Genomic DNA, 26,834 nt, shown 5'->3' on the forward strand with positions numbered 1-26,834 from the left:
CTTTGAAATTTAAATCGGCAAGGAGCATATCTGTTGCGTTGGCGCTTTGGGGAGCCATAGCTTTGCTGCTTTTCAGCAGCGCTTTAATTTTGCAACAAGGTGGGCCAGAGCAGTGGTTACTTATTTTACTTGCTATGGTTGTGGCATTTATTGTGTGGTCGTGGTTTGCCACCTATTATAAGATTAGTGGGGACGAGCTTAGCTATCGGTCGGGGCCAGTACATGGCAAAATAAGCATAAGCAATATTCGTATAATAACGATTAATAAAACGTTGTATGCTGGTTTAAAGCCCGCTTTAGCGTCTAACGGCTGCGTTATTGAGTACAATAAGTATGATGAAATTTATATGTCTCCGCAAGATACGGAAGGCTTTATTGCAGCGCTGCTGAATGTGAATGCAACTATAGAGGTGCGCCAAAATAAGTAGAGCCCGGCGGTGCCGGGCTCTACTGTAATATAATCAATTACTTTCAATTAAAATTTAAAGCCAATACGCAAACCTACCTGGCTTGTTGTGCCATTGTTTGACCAGGCTTCGTAACGTACGCCTGCATCAACAGATGGGCTGAAGTTATAACCTAAACCCGGAGCGTAAATAAAGGCAGTACCGCCGCCACTTGAAGTGCTGAATGCCGCACCTAACTGAGCTTCGCCAAAGAAGCCGCTGCCAAACATTTGCTTAATGCCACCTTTAACCGGGATTGCACCTGATGTAGATTCAAATCCAAGATCTTTGTAGCGTGACTTGGTTAAGAAAGCGTTGTAACCTGCAGAACCGGTAATGAAAGTGCTTTCAGCTACAGGATGTTCATACTTCAATGAAGCACCTAGCACAGCACTATAAAAATCAGCGGCGTCACCTACTGGTAAGCCTGCTTCAATGCCAATGCTAAAACCGCCTTTGTTTTCAGATGACCCTGATTGTGCGAATGAGTTAGCAGATATTCCAGCTGCTAAAGCCAATCCTAATAGAACTTTTTTCATGTGTAAATAAATTGTGAATAAAAATACAGCCTATCTTATGTGTAAGCTGTGGTTAAAGGCATAGACGCATGAGTAAGTAAAATGTTACACAGCATTTTTAGTGTTTTTGCTGAGAATGTGTTACTGCCTTGATTTATAATATTATAAAGTTAAAGCCATGATATGCCGGATGGTATTTTGTACCCACTTACAGTGCCTTAATAGAGCCGGCAAACAATAACAGTCACAAAATGTTAGTTAACGATTGAGTGGAATTGTGAATTTGCCAATGCAAATTGTAAGGCTTAAAATTTATAAATCATTTTAAAGCAGTATTTTGCAGGCGACATTCACCTTAGTTCAATTTAAAAGAAAAATATCATGAAACTACAATTATTACCGGCGGCATTAATAGCCATACTATTAACGTCGGCAGGGTGTGTGAGTAAAAAGCAATATACTCAACTGCAGTCAAACTATGACACACTGCAAAACAAACACCGTGATTTGAACGTGCGTTTTCTTAACAGCCAGCAAGAGCTTTCAAACGCCAATGTAAGAAATAAAAGCCTTGAAGAGCAGATAGCTGCCGGACGCCAGAACCTGGCATCATTACAGGCTGCTTTAGATAAGTGTTTAACCTCATCAGGACAGGGTAACGTCAATATTTCTAAATTGGTTGATGAAATTAATTCATCTAACAAATACATTCAGCAACTAGTTAACAGCAAAAACAAAAGCGACTCGCTTAACATGGTGTTAACTAATAACCTTACCCGCTCATTAAGCCGCGAGGAAATGAAAGACGTTGACGTACAAGTGTTAAAAGGTGTGGTTTACATATCACTTTCTGATAACATGCTTTACAAATCAGGTAGCTATGAAATATCTGACAAAGCCAACGCAACACTTACCAAAATTTCAAAAATCATTACCGACTATAAAGACTATGAGGTGTTAATTGAAGGTAATACGGATAACGTGCCTATTAAGCAAACCAACATTCGTAACAACTGGGATTTGAGCGCTTTGCGTGCATCGTCGGTTGTTCAGGCTTTGCAAACAAGGTTTAATGTTGATCCTAAACGCTTAACAGCCGCCGGCCGTGGTGAGTACAACCCGGTTGCCGATAACAACACCGAAGCAGGTAAAGTTAAAAACCGTCGTACCCAAATCATTATTACACCTAAACTTGACCAGTTTATGGATTTGATTGATAAAGCGCCGGAGAAACCAGCTACTGCGCCTAAGCAATAATTGCATAAAGCTTATAATAAAAAGCCCTTTTGTTGTGTACAGAAGGGCTTTTTTGTGTCATTAAATACGATTTAATTGCCTTGAATATTAATCCTTTTGAGTTAGCGCGACTAGTTCGGAATGTGATTGATAAAGCATCGCAGATACCAGTCATTGCACTTAAGATATAACTGCTTAAAGTTCATTATGAAAGACCTACTATTAGTAAGTAAATGGGCTTTTTATGCTTTTACATCTACGGTGTAACTGGGATTGATTGTGTGTGACTTGTAAAGGTGGAGCTAGTGATAGGCTTTATATCCTATTTGTTTAGGGGCTATTGAAAACAAAAGCCCGGTTAGTTTCCTAACCGGGCTATGCCACATCCAGCAATGTTTTTACTAAAATTGAACTACTGGTATTGTATATAAATAGGTTGCGGTTTGTATTTCAAAACTTCTTCAGGCGTGAGCATATGGTGCGGTGCCTTCTTCAAATCGTTTTTGTAGAAGAGTTTGAAACCGGTGAACTGTACAGGTTCAGGAAAAATATGGTTTCGGTAGGTACCTAATTTAAGATCTGGTTCGCCCCATCCGTCCATGTCAATAACAACCTGCACCTCAGGGCGCAGTTTGATGTTTTTATAGTTGGTTACCATTTTACGGGTAAAGCGGTGTACAACAAGCATTTTAGGAGGTAGATTGTATTTTTTAACTAACCCGGCTAAATACTGGCTGGCAAAGTTGATGTCGGCAGCATCAAATGTCCCGATTTTTTTGCCTGGCTTGCTGCCATCTTTCATTGAAAATTCAGGGTCCATGCCAAAGTGAACATTAGGCATAGCCAAGTATTTTTCCAGCAACGGAAGTTCGGTTTGAATAGTACTTAATGAAACCTGAACATCCAGGAACACAATGGCATTTCCTCTTTTAGCAATAGATAGCACGGTATCAATTTGTTTAAAAGGCATACGGTAGCGGTATTTGCCATCTGAGCCGGCAGCACCCTGGGCTACTACTGCAATATAATGCAGTGCCGGTTGAACAGGAGTTTTTGGGTCTGCTTTTTCCCATGCTTTAACTTCGGTTTTTAGCTTGGCAAGCATCTCTTTTGGCGGTAATTCACCCAAAATTCCCATTTTTTTACTGAACAAGTTTCCGTAAAACGCTACCACACGTTTAAAGGGAAGTACGGCGCCTGCAACCGGGTAAGGTTGTTTTTTTACAGGCCAGCGGCCGGTAGTATCACCATTGGCTAAACGTACTAACAGGCTATCGTACTTGGCAGTATCAATAGGTGTAATTCCAGCTTTGGTTACAGTGGTGTCTTCTGTAGTGGTGGTAGTGGTTGTTTTGGTAGTCGTAGCACTTGGCTTGCTGTTTCCGGTGCAATTTGTAAATAATACAAATGATGATAGCAGGACAGACGAAGAAAAGAGCAGTGTTTTAAATTTCATCATAAAGGTAGCCATGCAGGCTTTAATAACTTGCAGTATGTAATATTTTAGTACCAATAAAATTATTTACTTATTGGTACGTTGTAAATATAAATATTGCCCCGGTTACTTCCCCTTAAAATAAAATTAAATTTTATAAAACTTACCAAACACCCCAAGCGGTAGTTTAGGGCCGGCCGTAGCCTGTAAATACAACTCGCCAATTTCCAGGTTTTCAACTTTTGGATTTGCGCTTCTAATCAAGTTCTCTACTATAACTGATGAAAAACCAAGCGAATATGTATTGAGAATAAGGAAGTGCTCCTGCGGATCTAACAATTGCATCACATCGTTCATCATCTCAGTAATGTGATCTTCCAGCTTCCACTTTTCGCCGTTAGGGCCATGGCCATAGGCAGGAGGATCGAGAATAATGCCGTTATATTTTTTGCCGCGTTTAATTTCGCGCTTCACAAATTTAAGCGCGTCTTCAACTACCCAGCGTATATCTTTTAGGTTTGATATTTCCTGGTTTTCATTTGCCCAGCTAACTACCTGTTTAATGGAGTCAACGTGTGTGGTGTCGGCCCCGGCAGATTGTGCAATGAGCGATGCACCACCGGTATAAGCAAACAAGTTAAGCACCTTTGGTTTAGGCGTTTTAAAGCGCTTGATGTTTTGTGCAATATAATCCCAGTTTACTGCCTGCTCGGGAAATACGCCTACGTGTTTAAACGAGGTCATGGCCATGCGTAGTTTAATGGCAGCATCGTTGTTTTTGTATTCAATATGCCAACGGTCTGGTGTTTTAGGGTTTTTCTTAATCCACTCACCAGCCGTAGCAGAACGGCCTTTAAAACGAATATCATGACGTTTTTGCCATTCGGCATCTGAAAGGGTTTTGTTCCAAACCGCTTGTGGCTCAGGTCGTATTAAAACAACGTTGCCAAAGCGCTCCAACTTTTCAAAGTCGCCGCAATCAATCAGTTCATAATCTTTCCAGTGCGTTGGAGTAAGAAGTTGGATCATTTTTCTGTTGTCTGTTATTAGTTTGCAACAGGGCAAAGTTAATGAAATGCTGGTATAATAGGTTTGCTGAATTTATATTCCAAATGCATTAGTAACCTTTGATATTGGATTGACCCTTATTTTAATGGTTCTTGTAAGTATTATTTCTAATCTTTCAACATTAATATATTTATCATTAGGTAGTTGTAACTTAGTATTGCTTATATGTTTTAATATGAATAAAGAATTTATATACAATAATGTGGTTGTGCGTTTTTTTCATGCCGATCAGCTAATGGTTAATGCTACAGAGATGGCAACAGTATTTGAAAGTGATGTCAATAAATTTTTGGAAGAAAACTCAACTAAAAATTGGATAAAGTGGCTTGAAAATAATCTTATCAGAGGAAAACGGAATGGCGAGTCTGTTAGCCGAACTGCTATAAAAGGGGTTGCTCCTGGAGTTATTAGGCATAAAAGTGCCGATTTAGTACCTATATTAACAGTTGAGAAAATCGATGGAGGAAACACCGTATTTTGGATGCATCATTTATTAGCTACCGACTTTGCACAATGGTTAAACATAGATTTTAAAGGTTGGATAATTTTAAAAGTAAATGAGTTGTTATTTAATTATACGATGGAAAAACGCCAGCTTGAAATAGAAAAAATAACTCTTCAAAATAAGTTAAAGCAGATTGATTCTAATGAATCTGCGAAAAATCCTGCGGTGAAAGAAGTTTTTGATATTCTGCGTAAGCTTGATCAAAATAAAGGTGACGCATTTAATTTAAATAAGAGTTTCAAAAATGACTTATTTAATAATTAGCTTTTAAAATATGGCACATTTAGAAGCAGAGGAGCTCATAAAATATTTTAACTTTAAATATGAGGGAGAGAACTATATAAATTATAGTACTTTGTTTAATTCTCAAAATCATATATTAACTGCTTTATTAGCAATTCAACGTAAGTATTTTCCGACCAATGATTTTGAAATTAAAATTGGAACTTTCAAAGAGGGGAGCTTCGAAGTACCTTATTTGATAGACTTTACTCTTGCAAGTACACATCTGCTGAGCCCACTGCTAAATAAGGACAATCTTGACATACTTCACAAATCTTTAGCTGCTTTAGTATCAATATTAACTATCCATAAAACTTTTAAAGGAGAAAAACCTAAACAGGAAATCCCTAAAGGAAACGGTACAACTGACTTGAATTTTGGTAATGAAAATATTTTTAATGTCGAAAATTTTCACCTCCATATATATAAAGGTGATACAGTGATTACTAATAATATTTCAAAAGGTTTTGCTCAAATAGAGCAAGACCAAAAAATAAAAGGTGTAAACCTGTATATAGAAGAAAAGTCACCACTAATTAAATTAAATCGTGAAGATATAGCAGACCTCGCAAAGACAAATCCTTACCAAAGGAAAGAAGAAAAAGAGTCAATTGCTACAGTTAAAGTTTTTGTGAAGAAAGCAAATCTTTTCAAGGATAAGAAAGGGCCTTGGAAATGGGAATTTATATATAATGGTAGGGTTATAAAGGCCATTATAAACGATATAAATTTTGAGCAGGCAGTAAAAGGAGGTAAAGTTTTTAGGCAAGGCACAAGACTTGTAGTTGATTTAAAAAAAATATCGGTTTGGAGTCCTAAGTATAACGGATTTCTTGTAAAAGGATATGAAATAGTTAAAGTTTATGAAAATACGGACTCAGTTGATGTTTCTGATCAGCGAGACCTTTTTGATGATTAATTAGTGCTAATATATTAATTGAACCACTCAACTACTCACCAACCTATAACTTCTCCTTAGCGGCCTGTGTAAACTTACTGGCAAACACAAAATCATTCAGTTCCTGGTTATCAGTGTGGGCAATATCTTTATTGGTGCCCTCCCAAGCTTTTTTGCCTTGATGTAAAAAGATAATATGATCACCAATACCCATTACGGAGTTCATATCGTGGGTAACAATTACGGTAGTTATTTTGTACTCCTGGGTAAGCTCGTTAATCAGTTCGTCAATTACTATTGAGGTTTTTGGGTCGAGGCCCGAGTTGGGCTCATCCACAAACAGGTATTTAGGCTCCATGGCAATAGCACGCGCAATACCCACCCGCTTTTTCATTCCGCCCGATAGCTCTGAAGGGAATAGTTTGTTTTTATCTTTAAGGTTTACCCTTTCTAAACAAAAATTGGCACGGTCGAGCTTTTCCGACTTGCTCATGTCTGTAAATAAATTTAGCGGAAAAATGATGTTTTCCTCTACAGTCATAGAGTCAAACAGTGCCGAATTTTGAAAAAGCATGCCTATTTGTTTCCTTATAGGCACACGTTCTTCAAAGTTCATTGCGGTAAAGTCTTCACCGTTAAAAATTACTTTGCCTTTAGTGGGTTCATGCAACCCTACAATGCATTTAAGCAAAGTGGTTTTACCCGAACCTGAGCCACCAATAATGAGATTATTTTTACCGGCCTCAAAGGTTGCAGTAATGCCTTTAAGAACCTCGTTATCGCCAAATGTTTTATATATATCCTGAATCTCGATCATAACATTGCGCTTGTAATAATTAAATCGGCAAATAAAATGAATATACAGCTGTAAACTACGCCGGTTGTAGCTGATTGGCCTACCTCTAAAGCGCCACCGCTGGTGTAAAAACCCTGGTAGGCACATATTGAAGTGATGATAAAACCATAAAAGAATGCTTTTACCAATGCCACCTGTATAATAATAGGTTGAAAGCCGTCGCGTAAACCCATTACATAGTCGGTGGTAGCAATATCGCCGGTAATGGCACAGGCTAAGTATCCGCCTAAAATGCCCAAAACCATAGAGTATATTACCAGCATGGGCACCATTATTATACCTGCAAAAATTTTAGGTGCTATTAGGTAACCCGGTGCGTTTACGCCCATAATTTCAAGTGCATCTATTTGTTCAGTTACGCGCATAGTGCCAATTTGTGAGGCAATGCTTGAACCTACCCGCCCGGCAAGTACCAGTGCCGATATGGTGGGACTAAATTCAAGAATGGTTGAGTCGCGCGAGATACTGCCTGCAATGCTACGCGGTACAAGCGGACTGGCAAGCTGAAAAGCTACCTGTATGGTAGCCACGGCGCCAATAAACACCGATATAATGCTGATGATGCCCATAGAACCAATGCCTATAGATACCATTTCGCGCATGATTTCTCCCCAGTAAACTGAGAATTTTTCGGGCTTTTTAAAGCTTAAGCGTATCAGTAAAATATATTTACCTAAAGTAGTGAACATGTAATGTTGGTATATATGTGCGTTAAAAATACATTTTTATGCTCACCGTTTACAGAGTAAGCTAATTTGATTTACATTTAAAACATGGAAAACGCCCTCATAACCGGTGCCACGCAGGGCATAGGTCGCGCTATAGCGCTCGCATTTGCTAAACAAGGAATAAGTATGGCAATTTGTTCGCGCAATGTTAAAGATTTGCAAAACCTGCAGATAGAACTACTTAAAATGAACTCTGAAATACAAGTACATACTCAGGTTGCCGATTGTAGCAAGCGTACCGATGTGCGTGCATTTGCCCAAGCTGCTCAAGATAAGCTTGGCTTTATAAATATATTGGTAAACAATGTTGGCGCATTTATACCATCAACCGTGTTGAATGATGATGATAACGCCTTTGATACCCTATTTAACACCAATGTAATGCCGGCTTATGAGCTGTACCGTTTTTTTGGTAAGCAAATGCAGCAGGAGGGAAAAGGTCACATCTTTAATATATGTTCTGCAGCATCAAAAAGCCCTGCAATAAATGCCGGAACTTATAGTGTAACAAAAGCTGCGTTGTATAGTCTTAATACTGTAATGAAGCTCGAAATGCAGGCTTACAAAGTAAAAGTAACCGCTGTATTGCCCGGCTCAACATTAACAGGCTCCTGGGCCGGAACGGAAGTGCACCCATCCCGGTTTGTGATGCCAGAAGATGTAGCCGCCGCTGTACTTACTGCTTACAACATGAGTGTTGGCGCTAACACTGATGAGATTGTAATAAAGCCGGTTTCGGGGCAGATTTAAAATGAACCATTAAAGCTTAAAAAAATGTACACTCAACATAAAAAACTTTACCGCGACGAGCAGAACAAAATGATTGGCGGTGTTTGCCAGGGACTGGCGCAATACTTAGATATAGATGTATCAATAGTAAGAGCTGTGTTTTTACTGGCCTTATTTCTTAAAGGTGGCAGTATAATTATTTACATTATTTTAATGATTGTATTACCCAAAAAACCTTTCGCATTTTACAATCCAGAAGTTGATTACACCACGCCTCCGCAGGGTGAGCAGGTGCCGCCGTTTACATTTGAAAGCAAGCCGGCAAAAAAAAGTAATGCCCCTGTGATTGCAGGTGTTATGCTTATACTGTTGGGTATTATACTTACTGTTGATGAGCTTGATTTGATTCCTTATTGGGATTTTGAACACCTTTGGCCGGTGCCGCTTATAGTAATAGGTATAATGCTTGTGTTTACATCAGGCAACAAGAAAAATTTAGATCCTAAACCTCCAATTGAATAATACAATGAAAAGCGATAGATTATTTTCGGGACTGGTATTGGTTATTATCGGTGTCGTGTTCTTACTTAACAGTTTCAATATCATCCATTTCAGCTGGTGGAACATTTGGAAGCTGTGGCCAATATTTTTGGTAATTGGCGGTGTAAATTTACTTCTGTCCAATACCAAGGCTGCGTGGGCTGTAATTGTTAAAGTTTTGGTTTTGGTAATTGGTGTAGGCCTAGTTGTTTACTCGGGCACAAGACCGCGCAATCAATCATTACCGGGCTGGCAGTTTAATTTTGACGATAATAACAACGATGATGATTCAGACCGCGACGGCGATGTAAAATCAACCCGTAACAGCAATACCTATTCAGAAGCATTCGTTGCCGGTACTAAAGTAGCCAGGTTAGAAATAGCAGGCGGCGGTACAACTTATGAACTTAAGGATACAACTAAGGATTTGTTTCATGCAGAAGCACGTGAACATTTTGGCGACTATGGCTTAAGTACAACCAAAGAGGATTCAATTACGGTTGTTGATTTTAGCATGAGCAAGCACAATCAAAAATTTAATTTCGGCGACGGCGGCATGAATAAGGTATCAATTGGCTTAAATCCGGTTCCCGTTTGGGATATAGAGCTTAAAGGTGGCGCTGCCGAAATTGATTTTGACCTAACCAAGTTTAAAGTACGAAATGTAAATGTTAACGGAGGTGCAACTTCTACCGATATTAAGCTGGCGGCTAATATGCCGGTTACCAATGTGAGTGTACATGCCGGTGCTTCTGAAACAAAAATTATGGTTCCAAAAAACGCAGGCTGTGATATTGAAATGCACGGAGGACTTACCTCAAAGCATTTTGATGACTTTACAAAGGTAAGTAACACACATTACGTTACGCCGGGTTTTGAAAACGCAACTAATAAAATTTACTTGAAACTAAAGGGCGGTGTATCCGAGTTCAGGGTTGAAAGATATTAACTGTAAACATCTTCTGCTTAATAATGCAGTTGAAAAAGAAAGCGCACCCTCAAGGTACGCTTTCTTTGTTTTGATATTTAGCATGCTTTAACTGGTAGCCGTGTTAAATTAATGGTGTTATTTTGCAGTAAAGTAAAAGTATATATATGAAGCGATGTTTGATGCTGTTTGTATGGTTACTGATTGGTAATGCGAGTTTCAGTCAGTTTATGGGTGCGCAGCCAGGTTACAAGCCATTGTCGGGAGGTGATTGGGTAAAGTCAAAAAATTGCTATATGCTCACGTTGCTTGAAGAGGATAAGGCAGTTGCCAGCTTATTACAAACAGACGTTGAACTAGCAAAGCTTGCTGCCGCCAAGCATCGTGCTATACAATTATCGCTCTCAGAATGTAAAGATGCATTGTGCCTGCCCGGCTTTATAAAATTTACAAGCCAGGAGATAAGTGTGGTTAGTAACAGACTCAAAGTTTTGTATAAGGTGGGTAATGCGCTTGATGTGCTTGTTAAAAAACATATTATACCATCGGGCATGTATATCAGATATAATGATTTAGCTCCTGTTGGCTTACTGGTAAAGGCCTGGGAGCAGGATGCCGCCTGTATAAATTATATCATAAGCGTTTATGCGGAAGCAAAGAAGCCTAACTATCCTCAAATTGATTCTATAAGCTACGACATCAAAAAGCGCTCATATTATACACTAATGTATGATTGCACTAGTGAGGTTGTTGAAGCAGTCAACAAAAATGATTTGTTCTTTAAACCATCGTTGTACGCTGCGCTTACCTATCTTGAAGTAAACGAGCGCCGTCAGGCGGCCGATTATGAACCCATGGTAAGCACAGCTAATAAGCTTGCTGCTGAGAGAATAAAGCAAACCAAATGGACAGCTTATTCTTACTCACACATTTTAGTGCCGGGTGCAGGGCCTGATAATTTAACAACGCCTTTAAGCGGAGAAGGTATGCTTCGCTGTAAAACAGCTGCAAGGCAATACTTTGCAAATAAGGCTCCTTTTGTAGTGGTTTCTGGCGGAGCGGTGCATCCGTTTAAAACCAAGTATAACGAGGCGGTTGAAATGCGTAAATACATGATTAATGTGCTGCATGTGCCTGCCTATGCAGTTATTATTGAACCGCACGCACGGCATACAACTACAAACTTGCGTAACGATGCCCGGCTGATATTCAGATATGGCATGCCGTTTGGAAAACCAGGCTTAATTATAACCGATAAATATCAAAACGACTTTATTGCCAATATGGAACAGCGTTGCCTTAAAGAGCTTGGCTATGTGCCTTACAAGTTGGGTAAGCGGCTTTCTGATACTGCATTGGAATTTTATCCGTTGGTAACAGCATTGCAAACAGATGCTGATGAACCAATGGATCCATAACCTACCATTGCTTAGCAAATATTAATTCAAGCATCACAAATTCTTTATAGTGTGTACATGTTGAGTTGGTAGTTTTGATTGCTTGATGGGAGAGTTTTAGTCAAAGCCACTCAAAATAACAGCGGTATTTTAATGCTTACCTAAGTTTGCCATATACACACCGGGACACCATAAGAAACGGCCTGCTATTCAGCAGGCCGTTTCTTGTTTGTAATCAAAGTTATTGCCCTTTTGATAAGCCAAATTTTGGCTCCTCAACGCCAATCATGTACATGTATTTTACATCCTGCCATTCCGCTTCAAATGTGACAGCATCAACGTTAGCTATAAGCTGAGTCTCTATCTCGTAGTAATCTGCTTCAAACTCTTTTTCAAAGGCATATGAAAAGGTTTCGAGCGGACTCCAGCCTAATTCTTCCATTTCACGGTCAAGTTCAATGGCCAGTGCTGTATCATGCGGAACTGTATCAAAAAATACTAATGCTTTCATAGGTATTAAGTATTTAAATAGCCCTATTGGGTATAGCTACATTAAGGAATAAAAAGCGCAAATGTTTCAACAGCCGGTGCGTTGGTCTGCTATAATCAACTATACCTTATATTTATAAAGTAGTTCTTCGTGGCTTACTTCCACGCCCGTTGCCGGTAACGAAATTTTTAAGCTACCGAAGTTTATTTCGAGTGTAAACCAATACTATTTTGGCTGGCCAAATGCAATTGGCGGCATTAAGCCAACGGTTTGCTGATAATATTTTGTAATCTTGCTTACCGAAAGTTAACTCCAGGCTACCTGCCATTAACTTAAATATCAACATGAATAAAAACGCGCTGATTTTAACCCGTTTAGGCCGTTGTGCCATAGCTATTTTTTGCTTTATTGCCTTATTTGTTGCCGAAGTGCAGGCCCAAACCAAAGCCACCTGGATTTGGTACCCAGGCGATTACGAAATTTGGTTAAGCAACAAAATGCAAAACCGCCGTACCGAGCGTGGTTCCTTTTTTCCGCCATTTTGGAAATTAGATAGCCATTACGTATTGATAGATTTTCATAAAGATTACAACATTGCATCGGCAGAGGAAGCTGAGATTGCTGTTGAAGGGCAATACAATCTTAAAATTGATGGGAAGGCCGTTGCCGGTTATCCTAAGAAAATAACCTTGCCTGCCGGTAAGCACCGCATCAGTCTAAAAGTTTACAACCAGGGCGCAGTACCGGCAGTGTTTGTAAAAAGTACTCACGTGGTAACTGATAATACCTGGCAGGTAACTTTTGAAGATAAAGAGTGGATTGATGCATCGGGCAAAACATCCGACATATCGGCTACGCAGTATTTACAGGCTGGTTCATGGAACTTTAATGAGGCTAACACGTCGCCTTCGGCTTTCCGTTTGCCGGTTAAACCACAACAAGCGGTATCAAAAGATAAAAAAGCACGCTCTATTTTTGTTGATTTTGGTAAAGAAACCTTTGGCTTTGTAAAGCTGCATGATGTAAAGGGCAAGGGCAACGTAACCCTTTACTTTGGCGAAAGCAAGGAAGAAGCCATGAGCTTGGACGGTGGTGAACTGGTAGACAAGTTTGAAGTAAACCAAGATAAAAGCGGCGACCTAACCTTTGATGGTTCGCGAGCGTTCCGTTATGTAAATGTGGTGTTTGATGAAAACGTGAACATTGGGGATGTGTCCATGCTGTACGAATACCTGCCGGTTGAACAACGTGGTAGTTTCAAGTGTTCTGACGAGCAGATCAATAAGATTTGGGATGTTTCGGCTTATACTATGGAGCTCAACACCCGCGAGTTTTTTATAGATGGTATTAAACGCGACCGCTGGATATGGTCGGGCGATGCTGCACAGAGTTACCTGATGAACTATTACCTGTACTTTGATTCGCCATCGGTAACCCGTACCATTAGTGCGCTGCGTGGCAAAGACCCGGTAACCAGTCACATTAATACCATTATGGATTATACGTTCTATTGGTTTATCAGTATTTACGATTACTATCAGCACACCGGCGATCAAGCATTTATTGAGCAATCATACTCGCGCATGCAAAGTATGATGGATTATTGCCTTTCGCGCCGCAACAAAAACGGCCTTATGCAAGGCCTAACCGGCGACTGGGTATTCATTGACTGGGCCGATGGACTGAGCAAGCAAGGAGAAGTAAGTTTTGAGCAAATGTTGCTATGCCGCAGTTTAGAGAGCATGGCGCTATGTGCCAACATTATGAAAGATACTAAGGGGTCGGCCAAATACGGTGCACTGGCTAAAGATTTGAAAGCGAAACTGTTTACCTATTATTGGAATGCACAAAAACATGCCTTGGTACACAGCCGCGTAAACGGTAAACAAACCGCCAACGTTACCCGCTATGCCAACATGTTTGGTATCTTCTTTAATTATTTTACCGAAGCGCAGAAGCAAGACGTTAAAAAATACGTGCTGATGAATGATAAGGTGCAAAAAATTGTAACGCCCTACATGCGCTTTTATGAGTTGGAAGCACTTTGCGCCATGGGCGAACAGGATTATGTGCTAAAGCAGATGAAAGACTACTGGGGCGGCATGCTCAACCTGGGCGCAACCTCATTTTGGGAAGAATACAATCCTGATAAAAAAGGAGCAGAGCACTACGCCATGTACGGTCGTCCGTTTGGTAAAAGCTTGTGCCATGCGTGGGGAGCAAGCCCTATTTACCTGCTGGGAAAATACTATTTAGGAGTAAAGCCAACGGCACCGGCTTACTCACAATACTTGATTGAACCTAAACTGGGCGGTTTACAATGGATGGAAGGAACAATTCCAACTCCTAAAGGCGACATTAAGTTAAAAATAAGTACCACGCAAATTAAGGTAACCGCCGATACCGGTACTGGTACACTCCGCATTAAAAGCAAAACCAAGCCTGAATGCAGTGACGCAGCAGTAAGAGCTACTGCCGGCGGATACTACGAAATAACCATACAAAAAGGTAAAACTTTTACTGTTAATTATAAGGCTGTATAAGTTGTTCAACTATATTTTTAAACGGAGCAAGATTACTTGCTCCGTTTTTTTTTTAAGTTTATAATTCTCATAATTCACTTTAACCTTGATGATCATCTCACCTTCGGTTGAGGTGGCGCTTATGCCTGTTAAGCTACATTCAACAAATGCATGCTAGCTAATGCTTTTACAGCAGTATAAAAACAAATAATAAGCAAAAAAGCCAGTATGTAAGAAGCTGGCATGGCGAGTGTTGCATTTCATGTTAGTCCACCTTTTTGCCATATGTTAGCTAGTTCAAAGATATACTTACTAAGCTCACTACATCTAAAAGTAAAATGCTTAAGGTTCGGTATTCTGCTATAAAATGACGTATTTAGCATTACAACCAAATTGTAAATGCTTAACTTTTTACGTGCCTCTTTTATAGGGTTTGTCACCTTTTTAACTGCTGCTTGTTCTTTTGCCCAACAGCGGGCCGAGATATCAACAATTGCATCAAACGGTTGGGCCAATAATTCTGTTAATACGGTTATTTTCCGTAAAAACGCCTTAGTTACTTTTAACAATACGCAGTATGCCGCTTATTATGACAGCGCCAGGTATGTAGTTATTGCAAAGCATACTATTAGTAAAAATAACTGGCAGGTACAAAAAACACAATACCAGGGCGATGCTGCCGATGCACACAAGAGCATAAGCATTATGGTTGATGGTGCGGGTTACCTGCACGTTGCCTGGGGGCAGCACAACAATCAATTAAATTATGCCAAAAGTACAGCACCCGGCTTGTTGCAATTGGGCAGCAAACAAAGTATGGTTGGCCTTAAGGAAGGCCGAGTAAGCTATCCTGAATTCTATCGAATGGATAACGGCAATCTTTTGTTTTTCTATCGTGATGGAGGGTCGGGGAATGGAAGTTTGGTTATCAACTGCTATGATTGTAAAGCAGCAAAATGGGTTCGTTTGCAGGAGAACCTGATTGATGGTGAAGGTAAACGAAGTGCCTACTGGCAGGTAGCTACAGATGTAAAAGGAAATATACACCTATCATGGGTATGGCGCGAAACTCCCGACGTGGCAAGCAATCACGACATGGCTTATGCATGCTCAAACGATGGCGGTAAAACATGGCTTAAATCAAACAGGCAAGTGTATACTTTACCCATAACGGCCTCCAATGCCGAGTATGCCTGCAAAATTCCTGAAAAGAGCGAGCTCATTAACCAAACATCCATGTTTGCTGATGCGAACGGAACCCCTTACATAGCCACATATTGGCGCGCGGAAGGCGAAACTGTGCCACAGTACCAATTAATTTTTAAAGACAAACATGGTTGGCATACCCGCAATTTAAAGTTTCGTACTACACCGTTCAGTCTGAGTGGAACCGGTACCAAGCGTATACCTGTATCACGCCCACAAATAATTGCCTGGAAAAATGGCAAAAGTATGGCTGCCGGGTTAGTTTTCAGAGACGAGGAGCGGGGTAATAAGGTGTCGATTGCTGTTAACAACAATTTAGCAGCAAATAAATGGCAGGTGTCAAACCTAACCGAACAGCAGGTAGGCTCATGGGAACCTACTTATGATACTGAACTGTGGAAAAACAAGGGCATACTCAGTTTATTCATACAACAAACCACCCAAATTGATGGCGAAGGCAAGGCTAATAATCCACCTTCACCTGTGCAGGTACTGCAATGGAAACCAATAACCAAATAATAAAATGCTATTCACAAAATCGGCATTAACGGGATGCCTCATAAGCTTGATGGCACTTACGTCAGCTAATGCACAAAAATTAAATATATTCAAGGCTGATAAAGACCTTTCGAGAATGCTGAACTCGCAATTTAAGGATGCGGCCACGCAGTATAAACTGCAAATGAAGCGCATTAAGCCTGAACGTTTCCCCAAAACTTATTATGCTAAAACCGATAGTCTGGAAACCAGTAACTCAGGATGGTGGTGTAGTGGCTTTACGCCCGGCACCTTGCTATATTTATATAAGGAAACCAAAGATAAAGACCTGCTTAATGATGCCGAAATGATGTTAGGCTGGTTAAAAAAAGAGCAATACAACAAAACAACACACGATTTAGGCTTTATGATGTATTGCAGCTTTGGCAATGCACTGCAAATTGCACCTAAAGCTGAATATAAAGAGATCCTCATCAACAGCGCAAAGTCGCTCATAACAAGGTTTGATCCCAAAGTAAAAGCAATAAAATCATGGGATTCAAAGAAACCGGAGTACCTGGTTATTATTGATAACATGATGAACCTTGAATTGCTGTTTTGGGCTACACGCACCACCGGCGATTCATCATTTTACAAGGTGGCGGTTACACATGCTAATACTACGTTGAAAAATCATTTTCGCAGCAATTACAGTTCATATCATGTAATTGATTATAACCCGCTGAACGGAGAGGTGCAGAAAAAGAAAACTGCGCAAGGATACGCCGATGAGTCGGCCTGGGCTCGTGGTCAGGCCTGGGGCTTATACGGCTATACAGTAATGTACCGCCAGACTAAAGATAAACGCTATTTAGAACAGGCAAATCGTATCGCTTCTTTTATCTTAAATCATCCTAATTTACCTAAAGACAAAATACCTTACTGGGATTTCAACGCACCCGACATTCCAAATGCATTACGCGATGCATCTGCAGGGGCAGTTATGGCTTCGGCATTGCTGGAGCTTTGTCGCTATGTGAGCCCACCCGAGGGCAAAACCTATTTCAGCGCGGCTCAAACCATCCTCAAAAATTTGTCTACAGCGCCTTACAAAGCCACTCAAGGAACCAACGGCGGCTTTATATTACAGCACAGTGTAGGCCACAAGCCGCAAGGTACTGAGGTTGATGTACCACTAACCTACGCCGATTATTATTTTGTTGAGGCGTTAATGCGTTATAAGCAGTTTACAAAATGAAGTCTAAAAGCATTTTACTAACACTTATTGTTTTAACGCTTACCGGTATCAGTGTTTTTGCACAACGGGGTAAAACGTCAAACAGGAGGATGCAATGGCTCAACTACCTGGACAAGATTGCCCGGCCGGTTATGACGAATATTGCTGCCGATGAGCTAAAGGTTAATATGCCTGTTGAGTTGTCTGAAAAGGTTGACAACAAAGAGAATCGTGCTAAAGTAGCCTACCTGGAGGCATTTGGTCGTACGCTAAGCGGCATCGCACCGTGGTTACAACTGGAAGGCGGTAATGCTGCAGAGGTAAAGCTTCGTGATCAATACCGAACTTGGGCCATTAAGGGAATTACCAACGCAGTAAATCCTAATGCCAGGGACTACCTCGAATGGAGTGGCGGGCAGCCGCTGGTTGATGCATCGTTTGTGGCTATTGCGTTAATCCGTTGCCCGTGGTTGTGGGAACATTTGGAAAGTAACGTTCAAAATAATGTGATTACTGCATTGCAGCTAACCCGAAAAACGGTTCCTGTTTACAGCAATTGGATATTGTTTACGGGCGCCATAGAGGCCTTCTTTATGAAGTATGGATTAGGTCATGATCCAGTTCGTATTGAGTATGGCATACGTGAATTTACTCAGCACTGGTATGTGGGTGATGGGCTGTTTTCTGATGGGATGGAGTTTCATCTTGATTACTATAACAGCATTGTAATCCAGCCTTACCTGAGCGATATACTTGATGTAGCGGGAATGAAGTCGAATAAATACACTGCGGAACGGAACAAGGTGATGCAAATAGGTAAACGTTATTCACAAGTTCTTGAACGCCTTATTGGCGCCGATGGTTCATATCCGGTAATAGGGCGCTCAATTGCTTACCGTTGTGGTGTTTTTCATCATTTAGCCAACGTGTCGCTCAAAAAGCAATTACCAGAATCATTAAAGCTTGGCCAAATACGCGAAGCCTTAACCGCTGTAATTAATAAAACCATTGGTGCAACAGGAACTTTTAATAATAAAGGATGGCTGAATATAGGCTTACATGGCAAGCAACCCGGATTAGCTGAGGGTTATATTAACACAGGAAGTTTATACCTATGTACAAATGTTTTTCTTCCACTTGGCTTGCCTGAAACTGATGAATTTTGGAGCTCACCCGCAGCCCCCTGGACAGCCGTTAACGTTTGGAGTGGCAAAAATATGCCAGCTGACCATGCTTTTGACTTAAAGTGATGAGGTTGCTTTATACAAAGACGATGAAATATAAGCTAAGCCTCATTTTATTACTGCTAACAAGTGCAACCTTCGCGCAAGATTCCACTTTTGCGCGTCGCATGGTTGATACCCTCACATCAAAACAGTTTTGGGGTCGTGGCTACACTAATGATGGTATGGGTAAGGCAGCGGCATTCATAGCTCATGAGTTCAAAAGCTACGGTATAAAGCCTATGAGCGGCAAAGGCTTTATGCAGCCGTTTAGTTTCAACGTAAATACTTTCCCGGGTAAGATGGAGCTGGTTATTAATGGGAACACCTTAATACCTGGTCGGGATTTTATTGTAGGGCCGGAGAGTAAAGGTGTTGCTGGTAAGGGTGACTTATTCCAGAAAGACAGCGTAACGTTTATTGAGGGGCAAAAGCGAATCGTGCTGACATTAAAAGATAAACTTACCTGGTCTGTTTCACAGCAGGTGGCCGATTACACTTCCATTGAAATTGATAAAAAAGCTCTTAAAGAGGTACCAATAAATGTTAGCGTAAACATTGAGAACAAGTTTGTAGAAGCCTTTGAAGCTAACAATGTTTGCGGGTTGGTAAAAGGTACCGTTAAACCTGACTCTGTTATAATAATTACAGCTCATTATGACCACTTGGGTGGAATGGGTAAAGAAACCTATTTTCCTGGAGCCAATGATAACGCCAGCGGCGTTAGCTTGTTGCTTAGCTTAGCTAAGTATTACGCTGCACATCCGCAGCCATATACTATGGCATTTATTTGCTTCGCGGGCGAAGAAGCCGGCATATTAGGTTCCAAATTTTTTACCGAGAATCCGCTAATCCCGCTGAATAATGTTAAATTTTTAGTCAACACCGATTTGGCCGGTACCGGCGAAGACGGTATAACTGTGGTTAACGCAACCATATATCCTAAACAATTTGAGTTGCTCAAACAAATTAATGCGCAAGGCAACTATCTTGTTAAAGTCGTTCCACGCGGAAAGGCAGCCAACAGTGATCATTACTGGTTTACAGAGAAAGGCGTACCGGCTTTCTTCTTTTACACAATGGGCGGCATCAAAGCCTATCATGACGTATTTGATGTAAGTAAAACCCTGCCGTTAAATAAATACAATAGTTTATTTAAGTTGATGAACGGGTTTGTAACGGCATTGCAGCAATAGTTATGATTTATGAGAATGAGCAAATTGACTGATTGTTGCTTATTATAGTATATTCGCTTTTCAAACACTTAAACCTTATTTAAATGAAAGCGTTCAGCTTACTCTTGGTTAGCTTGTTATTCAGCGGGATAACTTATGCCCAATCCAACTATAAAAGTGGTTATGTTATAACAACAGCTAAGGATACGCTTAAAGGATACATTGACTTTCAGGAATGGGTTAAATCACCTGTAAGTATTAAATATAAACAGCAGCTAACCGATAAAAGTTATACTACTTATGAGCCATCAAACTTAAGGGGATTTAAAATTAAAGGTGTTTGTGAGTATATAAGCTTTGAAGGAAATATCAGTGCCGACGAAATTTTTTATCCGAATTTGCCTTTAAATTTAGATACCTCTGTTGTACACAAAGCTATTTTCTTAGAAAAGTTAACTGCTGGTACTGCAATTAATCTCTACTATCACCGTGATGAAATAAGACACCGTTTTTTTATTGAGGACAATAGCGCGCCTATTATGGAGCTAATTTATCATGAGTATTACAACAATGATAAAAGCAAAGTACTTAAAGATTTAAAATACAAGCAACAACTTACCTTATTGGTGGGTAAATACCTTGAAAATAACGCGGGTTTAATAGATAAAATTGAAGACGTATCTTTCGATAAAAACTCGCTAAAAACATTCATTAATGCCGTGAATGCTGGCAATGGAGCACCGAGTATTCAGCCTGTAGAAAAACTCAAAGTCTCTGGTTTTAGTTTTTTTGCTGGGGTAGGTGTAAACTATTCTAAGATGAAAGTAAGCGGTCCGCTTGATTTGAGTGCCGCACCAGCCGGTAAATCATACGGCCCGTTATTATATGCCGGGGTAAACTTTTTCCCTAACGAAAAGACAAGAAAGTTAGCTTTTCAAGCCGAATTAAGTGCCTGGAAAAGTAAGCATGAGTTGACAGTTGAATCTAAGTACAGTGATTTCTCACCCATATATAAAGGCGCAATAGACCACTGGAGAGTCAGACGTTCAAATTTGTCTATAGCACCCGGAGTGCTATATAATTTTTACAATACTAATGCAGTTAAATTATATGCAGGAGCTGGTTTTGCAATCAATATTTCCACCTCTAACGCTAGCCATGTCTTAATTGATCCGAAGACAAATAATAAGCTTTTTGATTTAAATGAGATACCTTTTAAAAAGCTTTGGGTAAACTTTCCGTTAAAGGCGGGTGCCGTTGTTGCTAATAAGATAGATTTTACGCTTAAATATTTGCCCTCAACCGACATCAGCGATTACAAAAGTTCTTCGGTTTCAGGTGACACATTTTTCTTAGGTGCGGCATACATATTTTAAACGTTACTTTTACCACTGCGTTAAATTTCAATGATAAAATACATCTTCCTCTTCATCGCCATCATTTCGGAAGTGATTGCTACCAGTGCCCTTAAGGCATCTGATCAGTTTAGCCGCTTTTGGCCGTCGGTTTTGGTAGTGTTGGGTTATGCCTCAGCGTTTTACTTTTTAAGTTTAACGCTTAAAGTGCTTAATATGGGTATTGCTTATGCTATATGGTCGGGTATCGGTATCGTGTTAGTTTCTATAGCAGGTATGGTAATTTATAAGCAAAAGCTCGATTTGCCTGCAATTTTAGGCATGGCGTTAATTGTGGTCGGGGTGTTGGTTATTAATCTTTTTTCTAAATCGGCAGCGCATTAAGCTTGAATGTTGCCATGCCGCGTTTGAGCTGCCTGTTTAGGTAGCACATATGCTGCTTTATTCCTTGTGTCTACAACGGCACAATCACTTTTAAACTCACATTTCTGCCAATGTTATAAATGCCCGAACGGCCGTTTGGTGAAGCTTGATAGTACTCAAAATACTTTAAGCGATTCAGATTAGATTGATAGGCCTTATCAAAAATATTATCAACCTGCAAAAAAACATCCAGTACAGTTTTGCCGGCCTTATTTTTAATGCCCGACCCTAAGCCTGCGTTCCAAAGCGTGTAGCCCGGTGTGGCGGTTTCTGTGTTATCTAAAGCGTAAAAGCGGTTTTGAGTGGCATATGCATCGGCTTCAAGTTTTATATAAGGTTTACTGAACGTTTTAGATTCTGGTGATAAGTTTACGCGCATCTCAGAGCGTAAATGTAAAGGCGGAATAAATGGCAGATATTTGGCGTCATTACCTGCACGGGCCAATAATTCGGGATTTTTGTTGAGGCCGGTTACATAGGCCAGGCTGTTATTCCAACAAAACCATTTTAACTTTTCCGGGTGTAGGTTTATGGTTACCTCGGCACCATACAGTCGAGCTTCTGACTGTTGGTACTGGTAGGTGCTATTGCCGGGCACAATAACTACAGGCTGCCCGTTGGCATCGTTTAAACGTGCCTGGTATATATAATTGTAAATATAATTGTTAAAAAGTTCGGCACTGATGTCGGCATCTTTAAGGTAGGCAATTATACCAATATCCTGCTGAATGTTAAACTCGGGCTTGAAGGTGCGGTTACCTAAGTAAACAATATGCGCACCAGGGTCAAGACCGTTTGAGCCAATCTCAGTAATATTTGGTGCACGATAACCACGGGCAACATTTGCTTTAAGCAACAGCCGTTCGCTCATGTTGTACGTTAAACCCAAACTACCCGACCAACCATTATATCGTTTACTAAACGCCGGAAACTGCAGGTAAGTGCCCACGGTATCAGCCCCGGTAACATGTTTCTGAAATCCGTTTTGCGGGTTATCGGCTACAAAAAAGTTATCCCAGTTAATGTGGCGGTTATCCAAACGTAAACCTCCGCTTATATCAACAGGACCAAAGCTTTTTTTGGCGAAGATGAACACGCCAATATCAAACAAATCATAATCGGGTATTGGGAAATCGGTGGCATCCTTACTGCGATTGGTTTGGTACATACCGTTTACACCAACCGAAGTTTCTATACCCCCAATTTGCGGCAGGTTGTATTTAACATCGTAGTTAAGCGTGTTCAATACCACATACAAACCAGCCTGACTAGGTTGTGTTGGATGATTATACTCCCGTCTTACACTTTGTTGACCGCCAATTAACAAGTTTATATTGCCCTCGCCTACATTAAACTGGCTGCTGTTGTACAGGCGGTAATGTTGTATATGCTGGTAAAGCGGGTTCAGTTTGTAGGTCTTCAATTCATTTTCCGGAACAATGGGACGATTTTCAATATCATCACCATCATCCAATACCTGCCTTGTAAAACGGCGGGTTAGCGAGTCGCGGCTGCCATCGGGTATCTCTTGTTTATTGTTAAACAAGGTGACAGCAAATTGCGTGTAGCCCCATTTTTTATCAACCCGTGCCATGGCCGATAGGTTAAGCTCATTATATGCCGTTCCGTAAACACGTCCATCTACACTGTTTTTATAATTGTGTGCCAGTTTACCGGTTGCGCGGGCGGTAAAACGCCAGTCGTTATGCTTGTAGGCCAACCCTAATGATGAACCTATGAGGCCGTTGTTGGTATGATAATCAACCGTATAATCGCCTTTAAGGGTATTGTTTTCATAATTGGGTAGGTAGGGTATCATATTAATTACACCCGCCAAGGCATCCGAACCGTAAGATAAACTGGCCGGGCCTTTAACCACTTCAGCGCGGGCAATGCCATACTGGTCTATTTCAATACCATGCTCATCGCCCCATTGCTGGCCTTCCTGGCGTATGCCATCATATAGGGTAAGCACCCGGTTATAGCCCAAACCACGAATAAATGGTTTTGACACATTAGGCCCCGTAGTAACGGCACTTACGCCTGGTACCCCTTTAATTATAGCATCAATAATGTTATTATTCACATGCCTGTCCATATCCTTTTTAGCCATTACGGCTACCGGTACAGGGTTTTTCCGCACCTCGGTGGCGCGGCTTACGCCAGTTACAATTACATCGCTCAGTTTCGATTCGCTTTTTACCAAGCTTACGTTCAGCACGGTTGTAGCATTTCCTTTTACCTCTGCGTTAAGCTGCTGCTTTTGGTATCCTAACGAAGAAAATATAATAGTGTACTGCCCGGGAGCAAGGTTGCTTAACTCGTAATGGCCATAGTTTGCTGTACGGGTACCGGTATTTTTATGAAGTATGGTAACTGAAGCAAAACTAATAGGTCCGTTATTTAAAGATGTTACCTGCCCTTTAATACTTCCGGTTTGTGCAAATGCTACAGTGCACAGTATTGACAGCGTGATGAATAAGTAAAAGTATTTTGCCATTTCTAATTATATAAGTAGATAAAGCAAAATTATAAAATTAGGTTTGCCTAATTTTATAATTCGTAAAAATTATTTTCTTAAGTTTGATTTGGCTAAGTCATATGTTTAAATGAATACTTTTTCCGAAGAGAATTATCTGAAGGCTATTTTCAGGCTATCGCAAATGCCTGATAATAAAAAAATATCAACCAGTGCCATTGCCGAAGCATTGGGCAATAACCCGGCATCGGTAGTTGATATGATACGTAAGCTAACCGATAAACAGCTTATTGAGTATGACAAGAAGAAAGGGGTGAAGCTCACTACGCAGGGACAAAAAGATGCCATACAAATTGTACGTAAGCACCGCTTGTGGGAAGTTTTCTTACTCGAAAAATTAGAGTACCGTTGGGATGAAATACATGATATAGCCGAAGAACTGGAACATATCAAATACCATGACCTGGCCGATAGGTTGGAAAAATTTCTGGGTTTCCCCGAGTATGATCCTCATGGCGACCCTATACCCAAAGCCAACGGCAAAATGGCCAAATCTTTCTCTGCTTCACTGGCCGATGGTAAAGTGGGCGGCAGCTATCGCGTTGCAGCAGTGCGCGATACCAGCAGCGAGTTTTTGAAATATCTGCATAAGTTGGAAATCAATATCGGCACACAAATTAAAATTATTGAACAAATTGCGTTCGACCATTCACTGATCATCAGTATTGATAATGGTGAGGCAACTACGGTATCATCAAAGTTTGGCGAGAATATTTTGATTAGTTAACCCGTTGCTTATATATTTGATTTTAAACATCAGCCCAGCTTATGAAGCCTTTGATTGAAGCAACAGCGTTAAAACAGTTAGATCCGTACTCATTTACCCTTATAGATGCCCGTGGATTTGGCAACAGCCGCGAACGCTATGAACAGGGCCATATTGAGGGGGCACTTTATGTTGACCTGGAAGATTTAGCCTCGCATACCGACAATGCGGCTGTGGGCGGCCGTCATCCTTTGCCCGATGTAGATCGCTTTGCCAACTTGCTAGGTAAACTAGGCATTACGCCCGATACTCATGTAATTGTTTATGATGATAAAGTAGCTGCCAATCCCGCTGCCCGCTTTTGGTGGATGCTGCGCTCGGTAGGGCATGAAAAAGTGCAGGTGCTTAACGGTGGTTTGCAGGTAGCGCAGGATGCGGGGTTAAATATTACCACCGATATATCTGCACCGTCCGAGGCAACACAATACCAGGTTAAGCACGGTTTTAGCGGTACGGCAGAAATTGAAGAAGTTAAAGCTGCTGCCAAAGATAGTAGCCGTATGGTGATTGACGTACGTGAAACACCACGCTATTTAGGACAAACTGAGCCGCTTGATTTAATAGCCGGTCATATTCCGGGAGCCGTTAACGTGCCTTATAACACTAACATGGGCGAGGGGAACCGCTATTTATCGCCGGAGCAACTAAAAGCTAACTATGGAAAAGTATTCGGTGATGTTAAGCCCGAACAGGTAATTGTGCATTGCGGATCGGGTGTAACGGCCTGCCACACCTTGCTTGCCTTAGAGCAGGCCGGTTTAACAGGAGCCAAACTCTATGTAGGCTCATGGAGCGAATGGTCGCGCCGGGATTTACCCATTGCAACCGAAAACGGCATTATAGCTCCGGAGAATAAGTAATTATTTACCGTTCATCATCCATAAGTCGCCGTTTTTGCATTGGTAGCGGCTAAGCAGACCTTGTTGTAGCAAGTCGCTTAAAATAACACCAGCATAGGTTTTGCTTATTTCACTCAACTCAGCAAATTCTCTGGTAGTCATGGTTGGATAAATACTAAAAAGGCTCTGCCAGTCTTTTGCATAAGTAAACTTAGCCGACTGCGAAGCAAGTTTTTTAATGGCTGTTTGGTAAACATCGTATGGTTTTGAGCCATATACCCGTTCACTATTACCTAACGCATCGTTGAAAAATATTGTTGGAAAGCCTTTTACGCCCAGGCTTTGGGCCAGGTCAAGGTCTTGCTGAAAGGAAAGTTTTGCAGCGTTGTTAAAGTCATCCCTCAATTTATTCAATTCCAAACCCGCAAGGTTCCCTGCTTGTTCAATAATCTCCCATTTGGTAATGTTCTTTTTTTGAAGAAATACCATCTCACGCATAATGCGCAGCATAGCTACTGCCTTTGTATTGTCCTGCAATTGAGCTGCCTTAAAGGCAATAGAGGGCGGATAAGATGAATCTAACGGATCTTCCAGCCAAACATCGCCGTCAATAGGCATATCGTAGTGCAGGCTTACCTCATCCCAATGATGAGCTACATCTGAAGGTTTGCTTATACCTCCGCTGTTATAGCTCCAATCGGGAAGGAGGCCGCCCATGTGGTATTCTACCTCAACAACATGGCCGTATTCTAACTTTAACTTTCGCAATTGCGGTTCAATGCCCCAACACGATGAGCAAATAGGATCGGTAAAATACAGCAGCTTCAGTGGCTTGTTACCATTTTCTATAGTTGTGGTTTGAGCGTTGTTTTCCTGCGCTGGTATTTCGCAAATACCGGTTTCGATGTCGCAAAGTAATGGATTGCTATCTGCTGATGTAGTCATCTGTTGTTAAGTGAATAGTTGGCAGTTGGAAAGCGTTTGCTTTGCTTCGTGACCCAACCGTTTGTACATTG

General features: G+C 40.9%; 25 protein-coding genes. 17 read left to right on the forward strand and 8 right to left on the reverse strand.

The features are described 5' to 3' along the window. Positions 1 to 2 precede the first annotated feature (2 nt). On the forward strand, positions 3 to 428 hold the full coding sequence (locus GO816_RS07070; RefSeq protein WP_157540646.1) for a PH domain-containing protein: 426 nt from the start codon (positions 3 to 5) through the stop codon (positions 426 to 428). A 47-nt stretch (positions 429 to 475) separates the two neighbouring features. On the opposite strand, the gene GO816_RS07075 is transcribed toward GO816_RS07070, so the two are convergent. Continuing rightward, the gene (locus tag GO816_RS07075; protein WP_157540647.1) at positions 476 to 985 is read right to left on the reverse strand and encodes a hypothetical protein; all 510 of its coding nucleotides are present in this window, start codon (positions 983 to 985) and stop codon (positions 476 to 478) included. A 360-nt stretch (positions 986 to 1,345) separates the two neighbouring features. Between GO816_RS07075 and GO816_RS07080 the strand changes: the two genes are divergently transcribed. Next, the gene (locus tag GO816_RS07080) at positions 1,346 to 2,221 is read left to right on the forward strand and encodes an OmpA/MotB family protein (RefSeq protein WP_157540648.1); all 876 of its coding nucleotides are present in this window, start codon (positions 1,346 to 1,348) and stop codon (positions 2,219 to 2,221) included. Between the two features lie 391 nt (positions 2,222 to 2,612). Here GO816_RS07080 and GO816_RS07085 read toward each other — a convergent pair whose 3' ends face one another. Next, complete coding sequence (locus GO816_RS07085; protein WP_157540836.1) at positions 2,613 to 3,656, reverse strand: hypothetical protein; 1,044 nt, start codon at positions 3,654 to 3,656, stop codon at positions 2,613 to 2,615. A gap of 126 nt (positions 3,657 to 3,782) precedes the next feature. Next, a complete protein-coding gene (locus GO816_RS07090; RefSeq protein ID WP_157540649.1) occupies positions 3,783 to 4,664 on the reverse strand; it encodes a class I SAM-dependent methyltransferase in 882 nt (293 codons plus the stop codon). Positions 4,665 to 4,878: 214 nt separating this feature from the next. Here GO816_RS07090 and GO816_RS07095 point away from each other — a divergent pair, with 214 nt between their 5' ends. Together GO816_RS07095 and GO816_RS07100 are read left to right on the forward strand one after the other, a co-directional pair. After that, positions 4,879 to 5,472: a KilA-N domain-containing protein gene (locus tag GO816_RS07095; RefSeq protein ID WP_198171440.1), complete on the forward strand. Its 594-nt coding sequence runs from the start codon at positions 4,879 to 4,881 to the stop codon at positions 5,470 to 5,472. 10 nt (positions 5,473 to 5,482) lie between these two features. Further along, positions 5,483 to 6,409 carry a hypothetical protein gene (locus tag GO816_RS07100; RefSeq protein WP_157540651.1) on the forward strand — a complete coding sequence of 309 codons (927 nt, stop codon included), beginning with the start codon at positions 5,483 to 5,485 and terminating at the stop codon, positions 6,407 to 6,409. Between the two features lie 43 nt (positions 6,410 to 6,452). Here GO816_RS07100 and GO816_RS07105 read toward each other — a convergent pair whose 3' ends face one another. Next, positions 6,453 to 7,205, reverse strand: a complete 753-nt coding sequence (locus GO816_RS07105) for an ABC transporter ATP-binding protein (protein WP_157540652.1) — start codon at positions 7,203 to 7,205, stop codon at positions 6,453 to 6,455. Next, a complete protein-coding gene (locus tag GO816_RS07110) occupies positions 7,202 to 7,933 on the reverse strand; it encodes an MlaE family ABC transporter permease (RefSeq protein WP_157540653.1) in 732 nt (243 codons plus the stop codon). Before GO816_RS07110 ends, GO816_RS07105 begins: the two co-directional genes overlap by 4 nt. Positions 7,934 to 8,017: 84 nt before the next feature. Here GO816_RS07110 and GO816_RS07115 point away from each other — a divergent pair, with 84 nt between their 5' ends. The 4 genes from GO816_RS07115 to GO816_RS07130 all read left to right on the forward strand — a co-directional run bounded on the left by GO816_RS07115 (position 8,018) and on the right by GO816_RS07130 (position 11,587). Then, positions 8,018 to 8,722, forward strand: coding sequence for an SDR family oxidoreductase (locus tag GO816_RS07115; RefSeq protein ID WP_157540654.1), 705 nt, complete (start codon positions 8,018 to 8,020; stop codon positions 8,720 to 8,722). 24 nt (positions 8,723 to 8,746) lie between these two features. Next, a complete protein-coding gene (locus GO816_RS07120; protein ID WP_157540655.1) occupies positions 8,747 to 9,223 on the forward strand; it encodes a PspC domain-containing protein in 477 nt (158 codons plus the stop codon). Positions 9,224 to 9,227: 4 nt separating this feature from the next. Beyond that, entirely contained in the window at positions 9,228 to 10,190 is a 963-nt protein-coding gene (locus GO816_RS07125) for a LiaI-LiaF-like domain-containing protein (RefSeq protein WP_157540656.1), read from the forward strand. 146 nt (positions 10,191 to 10,336) lie between these two features. Beyond that, entirely contained in the window at positions 10,337 to 11,587 is a 1,251-nt protein-coding gene (locus tag GO816_RS07130) for a YdcF family protein (protein WP_157540657.1), read from the forward strand. Between the two features lie 220 nt (positions 11,588 to 11,807). Here the strand turns inward: GO816_RS07130 and GO816_RS07135 are convergent, their stop codons facing one another. After that, positions 11,808 to 12,077 (reverse strand): hypothetical protein, encoded by a 270-nt coding sequence (locus GO816_RS07135; protein WP_157540658.1) that lies wholly within the window; start codon positions 12,075 to 12,077, stop codon positions 11,808 to 11,810. A 323-nt stretch (positions 12,078 to 12,400) separates the two neighbouring features. Between GO816_RS07135 and GO816_RS07140 the strand changes: the two genes are divergently transcribed. The 7 genes from GO816_RS07140 to GO816_RS07170 all read left to right on the forward strand — a co-directional run bounded on the left by GO816_RS07140 (position 12,401) and on the right by GO816_RS07170 (position 21,635). After that, on the forward strand, positions 12,401 to 14,599 hold the full coding sequence (locus tag GO816_RS07140; protein WP_157540659.1) for an alpha-L-rhamnosidase-related protein: 2,199 nt from the start codon (positions 12,401 to 12,403) through the stop codon (positions 14,597 to 14,599). A gap of 378 nt (positions 14,600 to 14,977) precedes the next feature. Next, entirely contained in the window at positions 14,978 to 16,303 is a 1,326-nt protein-coding gene (locus GO816_RS07145; protein WP_157540660.1) for a BNR repeat-containing protein, read from the forward strand. Between the two features lie 4 nt (positions 16,304 to 16,307). Further along, positions 16,308 to 17,519, forward strand: a complete 1,212-nt coding sequence (locus GO816_RS07150; protein ID WP_198171441.1) for a glycoside hydrolase family 88 protein — start codon at positions 16,308 to 16,310, stop codon at positions 17,517 to 17,519. Then, on the forward strand, positions 17,516 to 18,748 hold the full coding sequence (locus tag GO816_RS07155; RefSeq protein ID WP_157540661.1) for a DUF2264 domain-containing protein: 1,233 nt from the start codon (positions 17,516 to 17,518) through the stop codon (positions 18,746 to 18,748). Before GO816_RS07150 ends, GO816_RS07155 begins: the two co-directional genes overlap by 4 nt. Before the next feature lie 23 nt (positions 18,749 to 18,771). Next, a complete protein-coding gene (locus tag GO816_RS07160; RefSeq protein ID WP_157540662.1) occupies positions 18,772 to 19,917 on the forward strand; it encodes a M28 family metallopeptidase in 1,146 nt (381 codons plus the stop codon). A gap of 83 nt (positions 19,918 to 20,000) precedes the next feature. Continuing rightward, entirely contained in the window at positions 20,001 to 21,272 is a 1,272-nt protein-coding gene (locus GO816_RS07165; RefSeq protein ID WP_157540663.1) for an outer membrane beta-barrel protein, read from the forward strand. Positions 21,273 to 21,302: 30 nt separating this feature from the next. Further along, a complete protein-coding gene (locus GO816_RS07170; RefSeq protein ID WP_157540664.1) occupies positions 21,303 to 21,635 on the forward strand; it encodes a DMT family transporter in 333 nt (110 codons plus the stop codon). 70 nt (positions 21,636 to 21,705) lie between these two features. Here the strand turns inward: GO816_RS07170 and GO816_RS07175 are convergent, their stop codons facing one another. After that, positions 21,706 to 24,174: a TonB-dependent receptor gene (locus tag GO816_RS07175; RefSeq protein WP_157540665.1), complete on the reverse strand. Its 2,469-nt coding sequence runs from the start codon at positions 24,172 to 24,174 to the stop codon at positions 21,706 to 21,708. Positions 24,175 to 24,283: 109 nt separating this feature from the next. Between GO816_RS07175 and GO816_RS07180 the strand changes: the two genes are divergently transcribed. Next, the gene (locus tag GO816_RS07180; RefSeq protein ID WP_157540666.1) at positions 24,284 to 24,940 is read left to right on the forward strand and encodes a metal-dependent transcriptional regulator; all 657 of its coding nucleotides are present in this window, start codon (positions 24,284 to 24,286) and stop codon (positions 24,938 to 24,940) included. A 41-nt stretch (positions 24,941 to 24,981) separates the two neighbouring features. Continuing rightward, positions 24,982 to 25,839, forward strand: a complete 858-nt coding sequence (locus GO816_RS07185; RefSeq protein ID WP_157540667.1) for a sulfurtransferase — start codon at positions 24,982 to 24,984, stop codon at positions 25,837 to 25,839. Here GO816_RS07185 and GO816_RS07190 read toward each other — a convergent pair whose 3' ends face one another. Then, positions 25,840 to 26,763 (reverse strand): DsbA family protein, encoded by a 924-nt coding sequence (locus tag GO816_RS07190; protein WP_157540668.1) that lies wholly within the window; start codon positions 26,761 to 26,763, stop codon positions 25,840 to 25,842. Between the last annotated feature and the right edge of the window lie 71 nt (positions 26,764 to 26,834).

The sequence above is a fragment of the Mucilaginibacter aquatilis genome (assembly GCF_009755275.1).
GTDB classification, from domain to species: domain Bacteria; phylum Bacteroidota; class Bacteroidia; order Sphingobacteriales; family Sphingobacteriaceae; genus Mucilaginibacter; species Mucilaginibacter aquatilis.